Here is a 15,171-nt window from a genome sequence, read left to right on the forward strand (position 1 = left end):
CCTCCGGGTCGGCTGGTCGGGGCCTTGGGGATCAGGCCTTGGGCTGCTGCTGGGTGATGCAGTGGATACCGCCACCCGCTGCGAAGATCGTACGGGCGTCCACGAGCGTCACGGTCCGCCCGGGGAACAGCCGGCGGAAGATCGCGGCCGCCTCCTCGTCCCGCGGGTCGTCGAAGGCGCACAGCACGATGCCGTCGTTGCACTGCAGGTGGTTGATGTACGAGTAGTCCACCAGCTCGCCGTCCTCCTCGATGACGGTGGGCGCGGGGATCTCCACCACCTCCAGTTGGCGGCCCTTGGCGTCGGTGGCGGCGCTCAGCAGCTTGACGATCTCGTTGCAGATGGCGTGGTCGGGGTGGTCCGGGTTCGGCTGGGTGTGGACCATGACGACGCCGGGGCGGGCGAAGGCGGCGACGATGTCGACGTGGCCGCGGGTGCCGAACTGTCCGTAGTCGGCGGCGAGGCCGCGCGGCAGCCAGATCGCCTTGGTGGTGCCGAGGTGGGCGTGGATCTCCGCCTCGACCTCTTCCTTGGTGCGGTCGGGGTTGCGGCCCGGGTCGAGCTGGACGGTCTCGGTGAGCAGGACCGTGCCCTCGCCGTCGACGTGGATGCCGCCGCCCTCGTTGACCAGGGGGGTGGCGTAGCGGCGGGCCCCGGCCAGCGCGCCGACCTGCTCGGCGATCTTCTCGTCGAGGTCCCAGCGGGCCCACTCCTGGGCGCCCCAGCCGTTGAAGACCCAGTCGGTGGCGGCGAGGTTGCCCTTGCCGTCGGTGAGGAAGGTCGGGCCGATGTCGCGCATCCAGGCGTCGTTCAGCGGCCGTTCGACCAGCTCGATGTCGTCGCCGAGCAGCTCGCGGGCGCCGGCCAGCTGGCCCGGGCCGGCGACGACGGTGACCGGCTCGTACTGCCGCACCGCGCGGGCGACCGCGGCCCACGCCCGGCGGGCCTCGGCCAGCGTCTCGCCGCCCTCCTCGCCGAAGGTGAAGTTGGGGCCGGGCCAGGCCATCCAGGTGCGCTCGTGCGGTGCCCACTCCGGGGGCATGGCGAAGCCGTCGGCGACGGGAGTGTTCATGTGGGGTCCTTGGGAGGGAGCCGGTGGGTCAACGGACACCGGTGTGGTCGGGAAGCGGTGGGTCAGAGGAAGTACAGGCGCGAGAGCGAGACGGTGTCGGCCGGCTCGGAGCGCATCGGGTCGCCGTCGAGGGTGACCAGTCCGCTGCGCGCGTCGACCTGGACCTGTCCGACCCGGGAGTTGTGGACGAGGCTGCCGGGGCCGATGCCGCGGGTGCCGCGGACCGCGACCCGGCGGCGGCGGGTGGGCATCTTGTCGTTGCCCTGGTCGACCGCGGCGCCCGCGACGAAGGCGACGGAGATCTCCGCGGGTGTCGCGCCGTGTGCCCCGAACTGCGGGCCCAGCACGAGGGGTTCGCAGGTGTCGGTGGCGGCGTTGGGGTCGCCGGTGACGCCATAGGCCGGGAAGCCGGACTTCAGCACCAGCTGCGGCTTGGCGCCGAAGAACTGCGGCGTCCAGAGCACGATGTCGGCCATCTTGCCGACCTCGATCGACCCGATCTCGTGCGAGAGGCCGTGGGCGATGGCGGGGTTGATGGTGAGCTTGGCGATGTAGCGCAGCACGCGGGCGTTGTCGTCGTGCGGGCCGTCGCCCTCCATCGGCCCGAGCTCGGCCTTCATCTTGCCGGCCATCGCGAAGGTGCGGCGTACGGTCTCGCCGGCCCGGCCCATGCCCTGGGCGTCGGAGGAGGTGATGCCGATCGCGCCGAGGTCGTGCAGGACGTCCTCCGCGCCCATGGTCCCGGCGCGGATCCGGTCGCGGGCCATGGCGGCGTCGCCGGGCAGGTCGGTCTTCAGGTCGTGGACCGAGACGATCATGCCGTAGTGCTCGGCGACCGCGTCCCGCCCGAAGGGGAGGGTGGGGTTGGTCGAGGAGCCGATGACGTTGGGGACGCCGGCCATCTTCAGGACGTTGGGGACGTGCCCGCCGCCGCAGCCCTCGATGTGGAAGGCGTGGATGGTGCGGCCGTCCAGGACGCGCAGGGTGTCCTCGACGGTGAGGCATTCGTTCAGGCCGTCGCTGTGCAGCGCGACCTGGACGTCGTGGTCCTCGGCGACCCGCAGCGCGGTGTCCAGGGCGCGGGCGTGCGCGCCCATGTCCTCGTGCACCTTGAAGCCGCAGGCGCCGCCCTCGGCGAGCGCCTCGACGAGCGGGGCGTCGCCGGAGGAGGAACCGCGGCCGAGGAAGCCGATGTTGACCGGCCAGGCGTCGAAGGCGTTGAACGCATGGCCCAGCGCCCAGGGGGAGTTGACGCCGACGCCCCACACGGGGCCGAATTCCTGGCCGATGATCGTGGTCACGCCGGAGGCCAGCGAGGCCTCCATGACGCGCGGCGAGAGCAGGTGGACGTGGGTGTCCACGGCGCCGGCGGTGGCGATCATGCCCTCACCGGAGACGATCGAGGTGCCGGTGCCGACGACGACGTCGACGCCGTCGAGGGTGTCGGGGTTGCCGGCCCGGCCGATGGCGTGGATGCGGCCCTCGCGGATGCCGATGGACACCTTGCGGATGCCCTGGACCGCGTCGATGACCAGCACGTTGCTGATCACCACGTCGCAGGTCTCGCGGACCGCGGCGGCCTTGAGCAGCAGCCCGTCCCGGGCGGTCTTGCCGAAGCCGGCCAGGAACTCGTCGCCGGGCTTCTGGGCGTCCGACTCGACCCGGACGACCAGGCCCGAGTCGCCGAGGACGACCCGGTCGCCGGCGCGCGGGCCGTGCACCGACGCGTACTCGTGGGGATCGATGCTCATGCCTGCTCCTCCGCTCCCAGGTAGCCGCAGGCGGCGGCCCGCCGCAGCGCTTCTTCCTTCGCGCCCGGTGCGTCCAGCGGGCCGTCCACGAGACCGGCGAAGCCGATCGCGATCCGGTCGCCGCCGATCGGCACCAGACCGACCTCCGAGGTGCCGCCGGGGTCGAACCGCACCGACGAGCCGGCCGGCACGCACAGCCGCATGCCGTACCCGGCCGCGCGGTCGAACTCCAGCCGGGGGTTGGCCTCGAAGAAGTGGAAGTGGGACGTGACGCTGATCGGCACCTCCGCGGTGTTGCGCACGGTCAGCACCACCGCGGGCGCCGGCTCCGGGTCGGCCGGGCCGGGGAGCACGGCGCCGGGCGCCGGGGCCGCGGTCTCGTCGCGCTCCCCCGCCGCGGCGCCGATCGGGTCGGTGACCACCGCGAGCCGGGAGCCGTCGTCGAAGACGGCCTCCACGTGGACCTCGGTGACCACGTCGGCCACGCCCGGCAGGACGTCGTCCGGGCCGAGCACGCTGCGTGCCGCCTCGATGGCCTGAGCGAGGCGGCGCCCGTCCCGCGCCGCCTCGCAGACTGTGTCCGCGATCAACGCGGTCGCCTCGGGCACGTTCAGCTTCAGTCCGCGGGCCCGGCGCGTCCGCGCCAGCTCGGCTGCGCCGAACAGCAGCAGCCGGTCGCGTTCCGTCGGGGTCAACCGCATCCCGTCCCACCTTCCAGCTCGATTAGAGCATCACTCTAACCATGAAAATAGTCAACGCGGAAGCGTTGACCTACGGCATGGGCATGAGTCACATTGAGCGCTGTTCTAAATAAGCGGTGAATAGAGCACCGCTCTAAATGATCTCGCGGCGAACCCGCAGCGCGAGTCCTCGCTCACTCCGAGCACTGTCCACATGACGGAGCACTGCACGCAGAGCACTGCTCACACACTGCTGTCCGGCCTCTCAGGGGAGCCTCATGCCGATCGAACAACGCGGAGTCGACACCATCCCGGACGAGGAGCGCACCAGCGGTCCCCGAGATCTCATCTCGATCCTCCTCGGATCGAACCTCGCCCTCGGCGTGGTGATCTTCGGCTGGCTCCCGGTCTCGTTCGGCCTCGGCTTCTGGGGCTCGATCAGCTCACTGGCCGCCGGCACCCTCGTCGGCGCCGTGCTGACCGCGCCGCTCGCGCTGGTCTCGCTGCGCAGCGCGACCAACCTCTCGACCAGCAGCGGCGCCCACTTCGGCGTACGCGGCCGGCTGATCGGCTCGATCATCGGCCTGCTGCTCTCGCTCGGTTACACCGCGCTCACGCTGTGGGTGGGCGGCGACGCCATGGTCGGCTGTCTGCACCGCCTGCTGGGCCTGCCGGCCGGCGGCGCGTCCTACGCCGTCGTCTACGCCGTCCTGGCGGGCTGTACCGCCGTGGGCGCGGTCTACGGCTACAAGGTCCTGCTGCGGATGAGCAAGGTGCTCTCCATCGGCCTGACGATCCTGCTCGTGGTCGGCGTCTTCGCCTACGCGCGCCACTTCACCACCGGCCCGGTGCACGGCGTCCCGTACGCGCTGGGCGGCTACTGGCAGACCTGGCTGCTCTCCGCGGTCTCCGCCGGTCTGAGCGGCCCGATCGCCTTCATCACCCTGCTCGGCGACTACAGCCGCTACATCTCGCCGCGCCGCCACTCCTCGAAGAAGGTCTTCGCCGCCACCTACCTCGGCCTGGTGATCGGCCTGCTGGTGCCGCAGCTGTTCGGTACCTTCAGCGCGCTGGCGGTCGGCGCGGGCGACGACTACGCGGGCCCGCTGGTGGCCGGCGCCCCGGCCTGGTACCTGGTCTTCCTGCTGCTCAACGCCTCCGCCGGCTCGGTGGGCAACTCCGGCCTGATGCTCTACAGCATGGGTCTCGACCTCGACGCGATCCTGCCGCGGGCGACCCGCACCCAGGCCACGTACGTGGTCGCGGGCGTCTCGACCGCGCTGGTCTACGCCGGCCACTTCCTGTGGGCCGCGCAGGACGCCATGACGTCCTTCGTGCTGCTGATGACCGCGATCGGCACACCCTGGGCGGTCATCACGGTCATGGGCTTCGCGCGCTGCCGCGGCAACTACGACGCCGACTCGCTGCAGGTCTACAACCGCGGCACCCGCGGCGGCGTGTACTGGTACAAGGCCGGCTGGAACGTCCAGGCCACCGTCGCCTGGGCGCTCGGCTCGGCGGTCGGCCTGCTGGGCGTGGACACGCCGTTCTACCAGGGCCCACTGCTGGCCCACACCGGCGGCATCGACATCAGCTTCCTGCTGGCCGCGGCCGTCGCCGGGCTCGCCTACCTGCTGCTCACCGCCCGCCGGCCGCGCCCGGTCCCCGCGCTGCGGACCGTCGCCACTCCCCCGCCGGCCACCGCACCGGAGGCCCCCGCGGAGGTCGGCCGTACCGGGCAGGCGCCGGGGTCAGCCCAGGGGGTGCATCCAGCCGTGGGCGTCCTCGGCGACGCCGCGCTGGATGTCCAGCAGCGTCTCGCGCAGCTTCAGCGTGACCTTGCCGGGCTCGCCGTCGGACTGGGTCCACTCGGCACCGTCGCGCTTGACCGTGCCGACCGGGGTGATCACCGCGGCCGTACCGCAGGCGAAGACCTCGGTGAGGGTGCCGTTCGCGGTGTCGGCCTGCCACTGGTCGATGGAGACCCGGGCCTCCTCCGCCTCGAAGCCCAGGTCGCGGGCGACGGACAGCAGCGAGTCACGGGTGATGCCGGCGAGCAGCGAGCCGGTGAGCGTCGGGGTGACGATCTTGTCCCCGTACACGAAGTACAGGTTCATCCCGCCGAGTTCCTCGACCCACTTGTGCTCCACGGCGTCGAGGTAGGCGACCTGGTCGCAGCCGTGCACCGCGGCCTCGGCCTGGGCCAGCAGCGACGCGGCGTAGTTGCCGCCGGTCTTGGCGTCGCCCACGCCGCCGGGCACCGCGCGCACCCGGTCCTCGGAGAGCCAGATGGAGACCGGCTTGACGCCACCGGGGAAGTAGGCGCCGGCCGGCGAGGCGATGACCACGAAAAGGTACTCGTTGGCCGGCTTCACGCCCAGCCCGACCTCGGTCGCGATCATGAACGGGCGCAGGTAGAGCGACTCCTCGCCGCCGTGCGCCGGCACCCAGTCCTTGTCCTGCCGGACCAGCAGGTCGCAGGCCTCGATGAAGGTCTCGACGGGCAGCTCCGGCATGGCCAGCCGGCGCGCCGACGCCTGGAAGCGGCGGGCGTTGGCGTCCGGGCGGAAGGTCGCGACGGAGCCGTCGGGCTGGCGGTACGCCTTGAGGCCCTCGAAGATCTCCTGCGCGTAGTGCAGGACGTTGGTCGCCGGGTCGAGGGAGAGCGGCCCGTACGGCACGAGCTGTCCGTCGTGCCAGCCGCGGCCCTCGGTCCACTTGATCGTCACCATGTGGTCGGTGAAGTGGCGCCCGAAGCCCGGGGCGGCCAGGATCTTCTCCCGCTCCGCGTCGGACAGCGGGTGCGAGGAGGGCTTGAGCTCGATCGTGGGCGTCGTCATGTATGCGTGTCCTTCACTGCGTGGTCCGCGCCGGGCGGTTGGCGGTGGCCGCGTACGTCGGGATCTTGGCGTACCGGTCGTTACTGGGACGTCCGAGTTTCCCCGCGGGCGGCGGCCCCTCTTCCGATTATCGCTCGGGGGTGTCCGCCGCCGTACTCGCGTCTGCGGTCTCCGGGTCCGATGGTCGCATCCCGCCCGGCGTTAGCACAGGGTCGACCGGCGGGCGGCAGGCGGCCGGGAATGCGGACAGCGCCGGAACCCCGTGGGGGCCCGGCGCTGTCGGTGGGTTTCTGCGTGCGCTGCGGGCCTCAGCCCGCTACGCGTGCGGCGAGCGCGTCGCCGATCTCGTCCGTGCTGCGGGCGGTGCCGTCCCGGGCCTCCAGGTCGGTCGCGACGGCCGTCTCGATGCGGGCGGCCTCGGCCTCGTAGCCGAGGTGGCGCAGCAGCAGCGCGACGGAGAGGATCGTGGCGGTCGGGTCGGCCTTGCCGGTGCCGGCGATGTCCGGGGCGGAGCCGTGCACCGGCTCGAACATGGACGGGAACTCACCGGTCGGGTTGATGTTGCCGGAGGCCGCCAGGCCGATGCCGCCGGTGACGGCCGCGGCGAGGTCGGTGAGGATGTCGCCGAAGAGGTTGTCGGTGACGATCACGTCGAACCGCTCGGGCTGGGTGACGAAGAAGATCGTCGCCGCGTCGACGTGCAGGTAGTCGGTGGTGACCTCGGGGTATTCCTGGCCGACCTTGTCGAAGATGTTCTTCCACATGTGGCCGGCGTAGACCAGCACGTTGTTCTTGTGGACCAGCGTCAGCTTCTTGCGGGGGCGGGCGTTGGCCCGCTCGAACGCGTCCCGGACCACGCGCTCGACGCCGTAGGCGGTGTTCACGCTGACCTCGGTGGCGACCTCGGCGGGGGTGCCGGTGCGCAGGCTGCCGCCGTTGCCGGTGTACGGGCCCTCGGTGCCCTCCCGGACGACGACGAAGTCGATGTCCGGGCGGCCGGCCAGCGGCGTGGTCGTGTTCGGGAAGAGCTTCGACGGGCGCAGGTTGACGAAGTGGTCGAAGGCGAAGCGGAGCTTGAGCAGCAGCCCGCGCTCCAGCACGCCGGAGGGGACGGACGGGTCGCCGATCGCGCCGAGCAGGATCGCGTCGTGCTGCTTGAGCGACTCCAGCTCCGCGTCCGGCAGGGTCTCGCCGGTGGCGTGCCAGCGCCTGGCCCCGAGGTCGTACTCCTTGGTTTCCAGCTTGACGTCCTGCGGCAGGACGGCGGTCAGGACCTTGAGGCCCTGGGCCACGACTTCCTGGCCGATGCCGTCACCGGGGATCACTGCGAGGCGAATGCTGCGAGACATGTTTGGACCCTACTCTTCGTCCCATTGATTGACACGTAACGTCCGCCATGCGGACATGCGGGGAAGTCGGTCAGCCGCCGTTCATCCGGACGACCCGTAACAGTCGGATCATGCTGCCAAATTCGGCCACATGACTGGTACCCCCCGGGCGTCCACGCCCCCGCCCTCGCACACCCCGCGCGTCGGTATACCGGAGCGGCTCGCGGCCCGGATGACCATGCCCGAGCAGCACGACTACCTCCGCACCAAGCTGACCCGCCGGGGGCTGCTGCGCACCTCGGCCGTCACCGCGGGCGCGGTGGCCGGCTCCGGCCTGCTGGCCGGATCGGCACAGGCCACCTCCCCCACCCTGCTGGCGTCCTCCGCCGCCGCCACGGTCGACGGCTCGCTCGTCGCCCCGTTCGGCCGGCACCTGGCCTTCGGCGCCGACCCCAAGTGCCAGATGCGGGTGAGCTGGCAGGTGCCGTTCGCGGTCCGGCGGCCGTACGTCCGGGTGGGGCTGAAGCCCTGGGACCTGGGCCGCAAGATCGAGGCCGAGGTGCGGCCGCTGCACACCCCCGCGCTCACCGCCAAGCTGCCGGCCGTCGACCAGTACTACCTGCACGCGGCGCTCGACGGCCTGCGCCCGGGCACCACGTACTACTACGGCGTCGGCCACGACGGTTTCGACCCCGCCGACCCGCGCCACTTCTCCACCGTCGGCACCTTCCGCACCGCCCCGGCCCGCGCCGAGACGTTCGTCTTCACCGCCTTCGGCGACCAGGGCGTCAGCTACCACGCGCTCGCCAACGACCAGTTGATCCTGGGTCAGAACCCGTCCTTCCACCTGCACGCGGGCGACATCTGCTACGCGGACCCGGACGGCCAGGGCTCGGACCACGACACCTACGACGCCCGGGTCTGGGACCAGTTCCTCGCGCAGACCGAGTCGGTGGCCAAGTCCGTGCCGTGGATGGTGACCACCGGCAACCACGACATGGAGGCGTGGTACTCGCCCAACGGCTACGGCGGCCAGAACGCCCGCTGGTCGCTGCCCGGCAACGGCCCCGACGCCGAGAACGCCCCGGGGATCTACTCCTTCACCTACGGCAACGTCGCCGTCGTCGCCCTCGACGCCAACGACGTCTCCTACGAGATCCCCGCCAACCAGGGCTACACCGGCGGCAAGCAGACCCGCTGGCTGGACCGCCGCCTCGCCGAACTGCGGGCCGCCCGGGGCATCGACTTCATCGTGGTCTTCTTCCACCACTGCGCCTTCTCGACGACCAACTCGCACGCCTCCGACGGCGGGGTGCGCGACGCCTGGCTGCCGCTCTTCGACAAGCACCAGGTGGACCTGGTCATCAACGGCCACAACCACGTCTACGAGCGGACCGACGCCATCAAGGGCGGCCGGGTCACGAAGAAGATGCCGATCGGCGAGTCCGTCGACGCCGCGCGCGAGGGCATCGTCTACGTGACGGCCGGCGGCGCGGGCAGGTCCCTCTACGACTTCCCGGTGCCGGACAGCTACGAGGGCCACGTCAAGGACCTCGACCACGTCGACACGTACCACTGGTCGAAGGGCCAGGTGAAGACCAAGGACACCGTGGAGTGGTCCCGGGTCCGCTACACCGGCTACTCGTTCCTCGCGGTCGAGGTCGCCCCGGGCCAGCGCCCGCGGATGACGGTCACCGCCCTCGCCGAATCCGGCGAGCGCATCGACCACTTCGAGGTGACCCGCTCCCACTGAGCGCACCCACCTCGCGTACGCACTCCCGCACGCAGGGGCGCCCGCACACCGGGCGCCCCTGTCGGCGTCACGAGGGGCAGATCAGCCGGGCGACGGAGCACCGGAGCCGCCACCAGCAGCGGCACGGCACCGACGCCCGGGCCCCGGCATGCGCGCGGAGCATCTCAGTGTCCGGTGGAGCCGCCGTTGTCCCGGCGGTCGAGGGCACGCTGGAGGGCGGCCGCGGCGTTCCTGCGGTCGGCGTCGTTGGTCGTACGCGCGGAGTGGCGGGTCCTGCGGACAGCGGTCTCGGCCATGATTCACGTCTCCAATGCCAAAGCCCCGAGAACGGATGGGATGCGTCGATCCAGAAGCGGGCCGGAAAGGGCGGGGGCTCCGGCGCAACAGGGGTCACCTGCGCACACGCACCGGGCCACATCCGCAGTCGCTCGATGGAGCGTTACGTTCGGCTCCTACAAAGCTAGGACAGCCCGGCCGTGATGTCTGCACAATTACTTGGGCTTCCTACTATCTGAGACGGATTCCGTGTACTCGAACGAGTGATCCACGGACATCCGCAGCTCACGGGGGGTCGCGCCTGGCTAGCGTCGCGTTGTCGCTCGCGCAGGACGGCCGAGCCCACACCGCACAGGAGGCGCCCGTGACCACAACGCCCGGCCCCGATCTGGACGAGACCCGGTGGCAGGCATGGAATGCCATGGCACTCCCCGAGGGATTCCACGCCGAGATCGTCGAGGGGTTCATCGAGGTGTCGCCCACCGGTCACCACCGGCACAGCAAGGTCGGCAACAGGCTGCGCCGGGAACTGAGCCGGTTCCTGGACGGGGAGTCGAAGCCGTACGTGGTCAACAACGCCCTGAAAGTCATCCACGAGCGTCAGAGCTGGATCCCGGACGCCGTCGTCTGCCCGGAGGACGACGACAGGTTCGTCACCGATGACGGGCTCGGCCTGGCCGCCCGTGGGGTGCGGCTGGTGGCGGAGGTGGTCTCACCTGGCCAGAGCGAGGAGCGCGACCGGGTCCGCAAGCGCCGCGCCTATGCCCGCGCCGGCATCCCCGTCTATGTGCTGGTCGACGACCAAGACGGTGGCGGCAGCGTCACCGTGCTGGCCCAGCCCGCCCCCGAGGAGGCGGACTACCGCCTGAGCCACCGGGTGCCGTACGGCGCGGAAGCGATCATCCCCGAAGGCCCCGCCAAGGGATTCGTCATCGGTGAGGCGATCACCGGGCCGCCGCGGAACGCCCGTACCTGAGCCGAAGCCGACGGCCCGGCCCCCGAGACGGGGAGCCGGGCCGTGGTCGTACCCGTGGGGGTCAGCCCATGTGCGGGTAGCGGTAGTCCGTCGGGGGGACCAGGGTTTCCTTGATGGAGCGGGTGGAGGTCCAGCGCATCAGGTTCTGCTTGGCGCCGGCCTTGTCGTTGGTGCCGGAGGCGCGGCCACCGCCGAAGGGCTGCTGGCCGACGACGGCGCCGGTGGGCTTGTCGTTGATGTAGAAGTTGCCCGCGGCGAAGCGGAGCTTCTCGCAGGTCGCGGCGGCCGCGGCGCGGTCCTGGGCGATGACGCAACCGGTCAGGCCGTACGCCGAGGCGGACTCCATCTGGGTGAGCATCTCGTCGTAGTCCGCGTCGTCGTAGACGAAGACGCCGAGGATCGGGCCGAAGTACTCGTCCTTGAAGATCTCGTTGTCCGGGTCGGTGGAGACCAGGACCGTCGGGCGGACGAAGTAGCCCTCGCTGTCGTCGTACGTGCCGCCGGCCACGACCTCGATGGTCGGGTCGGCCTTGGCGCGGTCGATCGCCGCCTTGTTCTTGGCGAAGGACCGCTCGTCGATGACCGCACCCATGAAGTGCGACAGGTCGGTGACGTCACCCATGGCGAGCGACTCGACCTCGGCGGCGAACTCCTCCTTGAAGCCGGCGTTCCAGAGGGAGGCCGGGACGTAGGCGCGGGAGGCCGCGGAACACTTCTGGCCCTGGAACTCGAAGGCGCCACGGGTCATGGCGGTCTTCAGCACGGCGCGGTCGGCCGAGGGGTGGGCGACGATGAAGTCCTTGCCGCCGGTCTCGCCGACCAGACGCGGGTAGGTCTTGTACTTCTCGATGTTCGCGCCGACCGTCTTCCACAGGTACTGGAAGGTCTTGGTCGACCCGGTGAAGTGGATGCCCGCGAGGTCCGGGTGGGCCAGCGCGACCTCGGAGACGTCCTTGCCGTCACCGGTGACCAGGTTGATCACGCCCTTGGGCAGCCCGGCCTCCTCCAGCAGCTCCATCAGCAGCACGGCCGCGAAGGTCTGGGTCGGCGAGGGCTTCCAGACGACCACGTTGCCCATGAGGGCGGGGGCGGTCGGGAGGTTGCCGGCGATCGCGGTGAAGTTGAACGGCGTGATCGCGTAGACGAAGCCCTCAAGGGGGCGGTGGTCCGAGCGGTTCCAGACGCCCGGGGAGTTCGCCGGAGGCTGCTCGGCGAGGATCTGGCGCGCGAAGTGCACGTTGAAGCGCCAGAAGTCGATCAGCTCGCAGGGGGTGTCGATCTCGGCCTGCTGGGCGGTCTTGGACTGGCCGAGCATGGTGGCGGCGGCCAGCGTCTCGCGCCAGGGGCCGGACAGCAGCTCGGCGGCCCGGAGGATGATCGCGGCGCGGTCGTCGAAGGACATCGCGCGCCAGGCGGGCGCGGCGGCCAGCGCGGCGTCCACCGCGTCCTGGGCGTCCTTGACCGTGGCGTTGCCGTACGTGCCGAGCCGGGCTCCGTGGTTGTGCGGCTGGACGACGTCGAAGCGCTCGCCGCCGCCCATCCGGCGCTCGCCGCCGATGGTCATCGGCAGCTCCCGCGGGTTGCCGGCCAGCTCCTTGAGCTTGGCCTCCAGACGGGAACGCTCGGCGCTGCCGGGTGCGTAGGTGTGGACCGGCTCGTTCACCGGTACGGGGACCTGGGTCACAGCGTCCATGGCGGCCGTTTCTCCTTCGGTGGTCGGTTCGTACGTACGTAAGGGGCCGGGGGGTCAGCCCCGGGCCGCCGTCATCCCCGGGTCGCGAGCGACCGCAGGAAGAAGGCCAGGTTCGCGGGGCGCTCGGCGAGCCGGCGCATGAAGTACCCGTACCAATCGGTGCCGTACGGGATGTACACCCGCATACGATTCCCCTCGGCTACCAGCCGGCGCTGCTCCGCCTCGCGGATGCCGTAGAGCATCTGGAATTCGTAGTCCGCCGGCTTGCGGCCGTTGCGGTGCGCCAGCTCCTGGGCGATGGCCACCATCCGCGGGTCGTGCGACCCGATCATGGGGTAGCCCTTGCCGGCCATGAGGATCTTCAAGCAGCGCACATAGGCCCGGTCGACCTCCCGCTTGTCCTGGAAGGCGACGGTCGCGGGCTCCTTGTACGCGCCCTTGACCAGTCGCACCCGGGAGCCTTCCCCGGCGAGCGCCCGGCAGTCGTCCTCGGTACGGAAGAGGTAGGACTGCAGCACCGCGCCCGTCTGGGGGAACCGCTCGCGCAGCTCGGCGAGGATCGCCAGGGTCGAGTCGACCGTGGTGTGGTCCTCCATGTCGAGGGTGACGGTCGTCCCGGCCTCGGCGGCCGCCTCGACCACCGGAGTGACGTTCTGCAGGGCCAGCTCGTGGCCGCCCGGCAGCGCCTGGCCGAAAGCGGACAGCTTCACCGACATCTCGGCCTTCACGCCGAGCCCGTGCTCCTTGAGGGCCTCGGCCAGCCGGAGGTAGGCGTCGCGGTTGCGCAGCGCCTCCGTCGGGTCCGTGATGTCCTCGCCGAGGTGGTCGAGCGTGACCTCCAGTCCACGCGCGGCCAGGTTGCGCACCGCGGCCATGGCCTCGTCCAGACGCTCGCCGGCGACGAACCGTTCCACCACGGGGCGGGTGACCGGAGCGGCCGCGACGACGCGTCGGATGCTGTCGCTGCGCGCTGCGGCGAGGAGCACGGGACCCAGCATGGGGCACCTCCACATTCAGGGTGACAAGTACCGGGCGGCGCCGGGCAGGGCGGACGCGTCGGCAAGATTGAGCCACCTGAAATTTAAGGATCGCGCCACTTCGCGGCCATCGACAGCTGTCACGCCTTCGTGGCCGGGATCTCAGACAGATGTATGAGAATGGGAACAGGGACGACCACTGCGACAGGAGAGGGGCCGAACGGCGGATGCGGGGCGACTACCAGCAGCTCGTGGACGAGATCTCGGCGGCGCTCGGTGCACCGGCGACGCTGGAGGACCGGGACTTCGGGCTGATCGCGTTCGGCGCGCACGAGGGCGAGGACGACGAGGTCATGGACCCGGTGCGGACCCGGTCGATCCTGCAGCGCCGCTCCTCGGCGGCGGTCCGGGCCTGGTTCGAGGCGTTCGGGATCGCCCGGTCCACGACGCCGCTGCGGATCCCGCCGGACCCGGCCGCCGGCGTCTTCCGCGGCCGGATCTGCCTCCCCGTACGCCACCGGGGCGTGGTGCACGGTTACGTCTGGCTGCTGGACGACGGGCACCTCACCGACCTGGCCCTGGGCGGCCGGGGCGCCCCGCCCGACCCGCGGATCGCCCAGGCGATGGAGACCGCGGCCCGGATCGGCGCGCTGCTGGCCGACGAGGCCCGCGCCGGCTCCGAACTCGGCGATCTGCTACGGGAGTTGCTGACCGGCCCGGCCGCCGGCCGGTCGGCCGCGGCGACCGCCCTGCGCGACGCGCTCCGCGACGCCCTGCGCTTCACCCCCGGTCTGCCGCTCACCCTGGTCGCGGTGGCGCCCTGGGACACCTCGGACACCGATGCGGCCCCCCTGCCGAGCCTGCCGGGTCTGCTCGCGGCGTGCGCACTGCGCTCCCCCGGCGGTCCCACGGGCCCGCCCGGCCCGCCCGTCCTGGCCGCGCTGGTCCGCCTGCGTGCTACGGGCGGGTCGGCCCCCGCCCGTACGGTGGCGGAACACCTGCTGCGCTCCCCGCGGGCGGGGAGCGCCCCGGCCGCCGCGGCTCCGGCCGGCGCCGGGCGATCCCGTTCCGCCGATCGCTCCGCACCACCCCGCCCGGGCGCGGCCGGCATCGGCAGCGCCACCCGGGAGCCGGCCGAACTCCCCACGTCCTGGCAAGAGGCCCTCGCCGCGGCCCGCGCGGCCCGCGCCGAGCCCCGGCTGGGCCCGGTCGCCCAGTGGGACACCATCGGCTCGTACCGCATGCTGACCGCCCTGCCGGTCACCGATCCCGACCCCGTGATCGGCCCTCTGCTCACCCCCGCACACGCCGAACTCGCCCGCACCGCCGAGGTGTTCCTCGACTGCGCGGGCCAGGCGAGCCGCACGGCCCAGGCCCTGGGCATCCACCGCCAGACCCTCTACTACCGCCTCGGCCGCGTCGAAAAGCTGACGGGTCTCGACCTGGATGACGGGGAGCATCGGCTGCTTCTCCATATGGCCCTCAAGGTGGCGAGGCTGTAAGCCTTCCGCTGCGCTTGGCTGTGCCTCCCACGTACCCGGCTGTCCCGCCGCGGGTCGTCTCGCCGTTGCGCTTTGCGGCGCCTCCCACGTACTTGGCTTTCCCGCCGCGGTTGTTGTTCGCCGTTGCGCCTGCGGCGGGCTGGGTGGGTGTCGGGTGCGGTGACGGGCCTCCGGGGCCGGTTGTGTGGACTGCTGACGCTTTACGTCCACACAACCGGCCCCTCCGGCCCGTCCCCTCCCGTTGGGGGAGAAGAAAACAGCGGTGGGGGTGCACGTAATGCCCACGAGCGTGCAGCCAACAGACCAGGCCCGCCCCCAACCAG

The 15,171-nt window shown here is 71.5% G+C and carries 11 protein-coding genes and 1 pseudogene; 4 read left to right on the forward strand and 8 right to left on the reverse strand.

The window, feature by feature from the left end:
• Positions 1 to 31 precede the first annotated feature (31 nt).
• From V2J85_RS18760 to ureA, 3 genes are all read right to left on the reverse strand, one after another.
• Positions 32 to 1,072 (reverse strand): agmatine deiminase family protein, encoded by a 1,041-nt coding sequence (locus tag V2J85_RS18760; protein ID WP_261955500.1) that lies wholly within the window; start codon positions 1,070 to 1,072, stop codon positions 32 to 34.
• Between the two features lie 62 nt (positions 1,073 to 1,134).
• Positions 1,135 to 2,823: an urease subunit alpha gene (locus V2J85_RS18765; RefSeq protein WP_330822251.1), complete on the reverse strand. Its 1,689-nt coding sequence runs from the start codon at positions 2,821 to 2,823 to the stop codon at positions 1,135 to 1,137.
• A complete protein-coding gene (gene ureA, locus V2J85_RS18770; protein WP_261955502.1) occupies positions 2,820 to 3,524 on the reverse strand; it encodes an urease subunit gamma in 705 nt (234 codons plus the stop codon). Before ureA ends, V2J85_RS18765 begins: the two co-directional genes overlap by 4 nt.
• Before the next feature lie 257 nt (positions 3,525 to 3,781).
• Between ureA and V2J85_RS18775 the strand changes: the two are divergent.
• Positions 3,782 to 5,233, forward strand: a pseudogene (locus tag V2J85_RS18775) (cytosine permease); the annotation flags it as partial.
• Positions 5,234 to 5,254: 21 nt separating this feature from the next.
• On the opposite strand, the gene V2J85_RS18780 reads toward V2J85_RS18775, so the two are convergent.
• On the reverse strand, positions 5,255 to 6,343 hold the full coding sequence (locus V2J85_RS18780; protein ID WP_330822252.1) for a branched-chain amino acid aminotransferase: 1,089 nt from the start codon (positions 6,341 to 6,343) through the stop codon (positions 5,255 to 5,257).
• Positions 6,344 to 6,651: 308 nt separating this feature from the next.
• The gene (locus tag V2J85_RS18785; protein WP_261955505.1) at positions 6,652 to 7,692 is read right to left on the reverse strand and encodes a 3-isopropylmalate dehydrogenase; all 1,041 of its coding nucleotides are present in this window, start codon (positions 7,690 to 7,692) and stop codon (positions 6,652 to 6,654) included.
• A gap of 130 nt (positions 7,693 to 7,822) precedes the next feature.
• On the opposite strand from V2J85_RS18785, the gene V2J85_RS18790 reads away from it, so the two are divergent.
• Complete coding sequence (locus V2J85_RS18790) at positions 7,823 to 9,424, forward strand: purple acid phosphatase family protein (protein ID WP_261955506.1); 1,602 nt, start codon at positions 7,823 to 7,825, stop codon at positions 9,422 to 9,424.
• Between the two features lie 164 nt (positions 9,425 to 9,588).
• Here V2J85_RS18790 and V2J85_RS18795 read toward each other — a convergent pair whose 3' ends face one another.
• Positions 9,589 to 9,720, reverse strand: a complete 132-nt coding sequence (locus V2J85_RS18795) for a hypothetical protein (RefSeq protein ID WP_261955507.1) — start codon at positions 9,718 to 9,720, stop codon at positions 9,589 to 9,591.
• Positions 9,721 to 10,064: 344 nt separating this feature from the next.
• On the opposite strand from V2J85_RS18795, the gene V2J85_RS18800 reads away from it, so the two are divergent.
• Positions 10,065 to 10,676 carry a Uma2 family endonuclease gene (locus V2J85_RS18800; protein WP_330822253.1) on the forward strand — a complete coding sequence of 204 codons (612 nt, stop codon included), beginning with the start codon at positions 10,065 to 10,067 and terminating at the stop codon, positions 10,674 to 10,676.
• Positions 10,677 to 10,737: 61 nt separating this feature from the next.
• On the opposite strand, the gene pruA is transcribed toward V2J85_RS18800, so the two are convergent.
• Together pruA and V2J85_RS18810 are read right to left on the reverse strand one after the other, a co-directional pair.
• A complete protein-coding gene (gene pruA, locus V2J85_RS18805; RefSeq protein ID WP_261955509.1) occupies positions 10,738 to 12,369 on the reverse strand; it encodes an L-glutamate gamma-semialdehyde dehydrogenase in 1,632 nt (543 codons plus the stop codon).
• A 71-nt stretch (positions 12,370 to 12,440) separates the two neighbouring features.
• Positions 12,441 to 13,367, reverse strand: coding sequence for a proline dehydrogenase family protein (locus V2J85_RS18810; RefSeq protein WP_261955510.1), 927 nt, complete (start codon positions 13,365 to 13,367; stop codon positions 12,441 to 12,443).
• 206 nt (positions 13,368 to 13,573) lie between these two features.
• On the opposite strand from V2J85_RS18810, the gene V2J85_RS18815 reads away from it, so the two are divergent.
• Positions 13,574 to 14,848 carry a PucR family transcriptional regulator gene (locus V2J85_RS18815; protein ID WP_330822254.1) on the forward strand — a complete coding sequence of 425 codons (1,275 nt, stop codon included), beginning with the start codon at positions 13,574 to 13,576 and terminating at the stop codon, positions 14,846 to 14,848.
• Positions 14,849 to 15,171: the final 323 nt, after the last annotated feature.

The organism is Streptomyces bugieae (genome assembly GCF_036352915.1).
Taxonomy (GTDB): Bacteria; Actinomycetota; Actinomycetes; order Streptomycetales; family Streptomycetaceae; genus Streptomyces; species Streptomyces endophytica.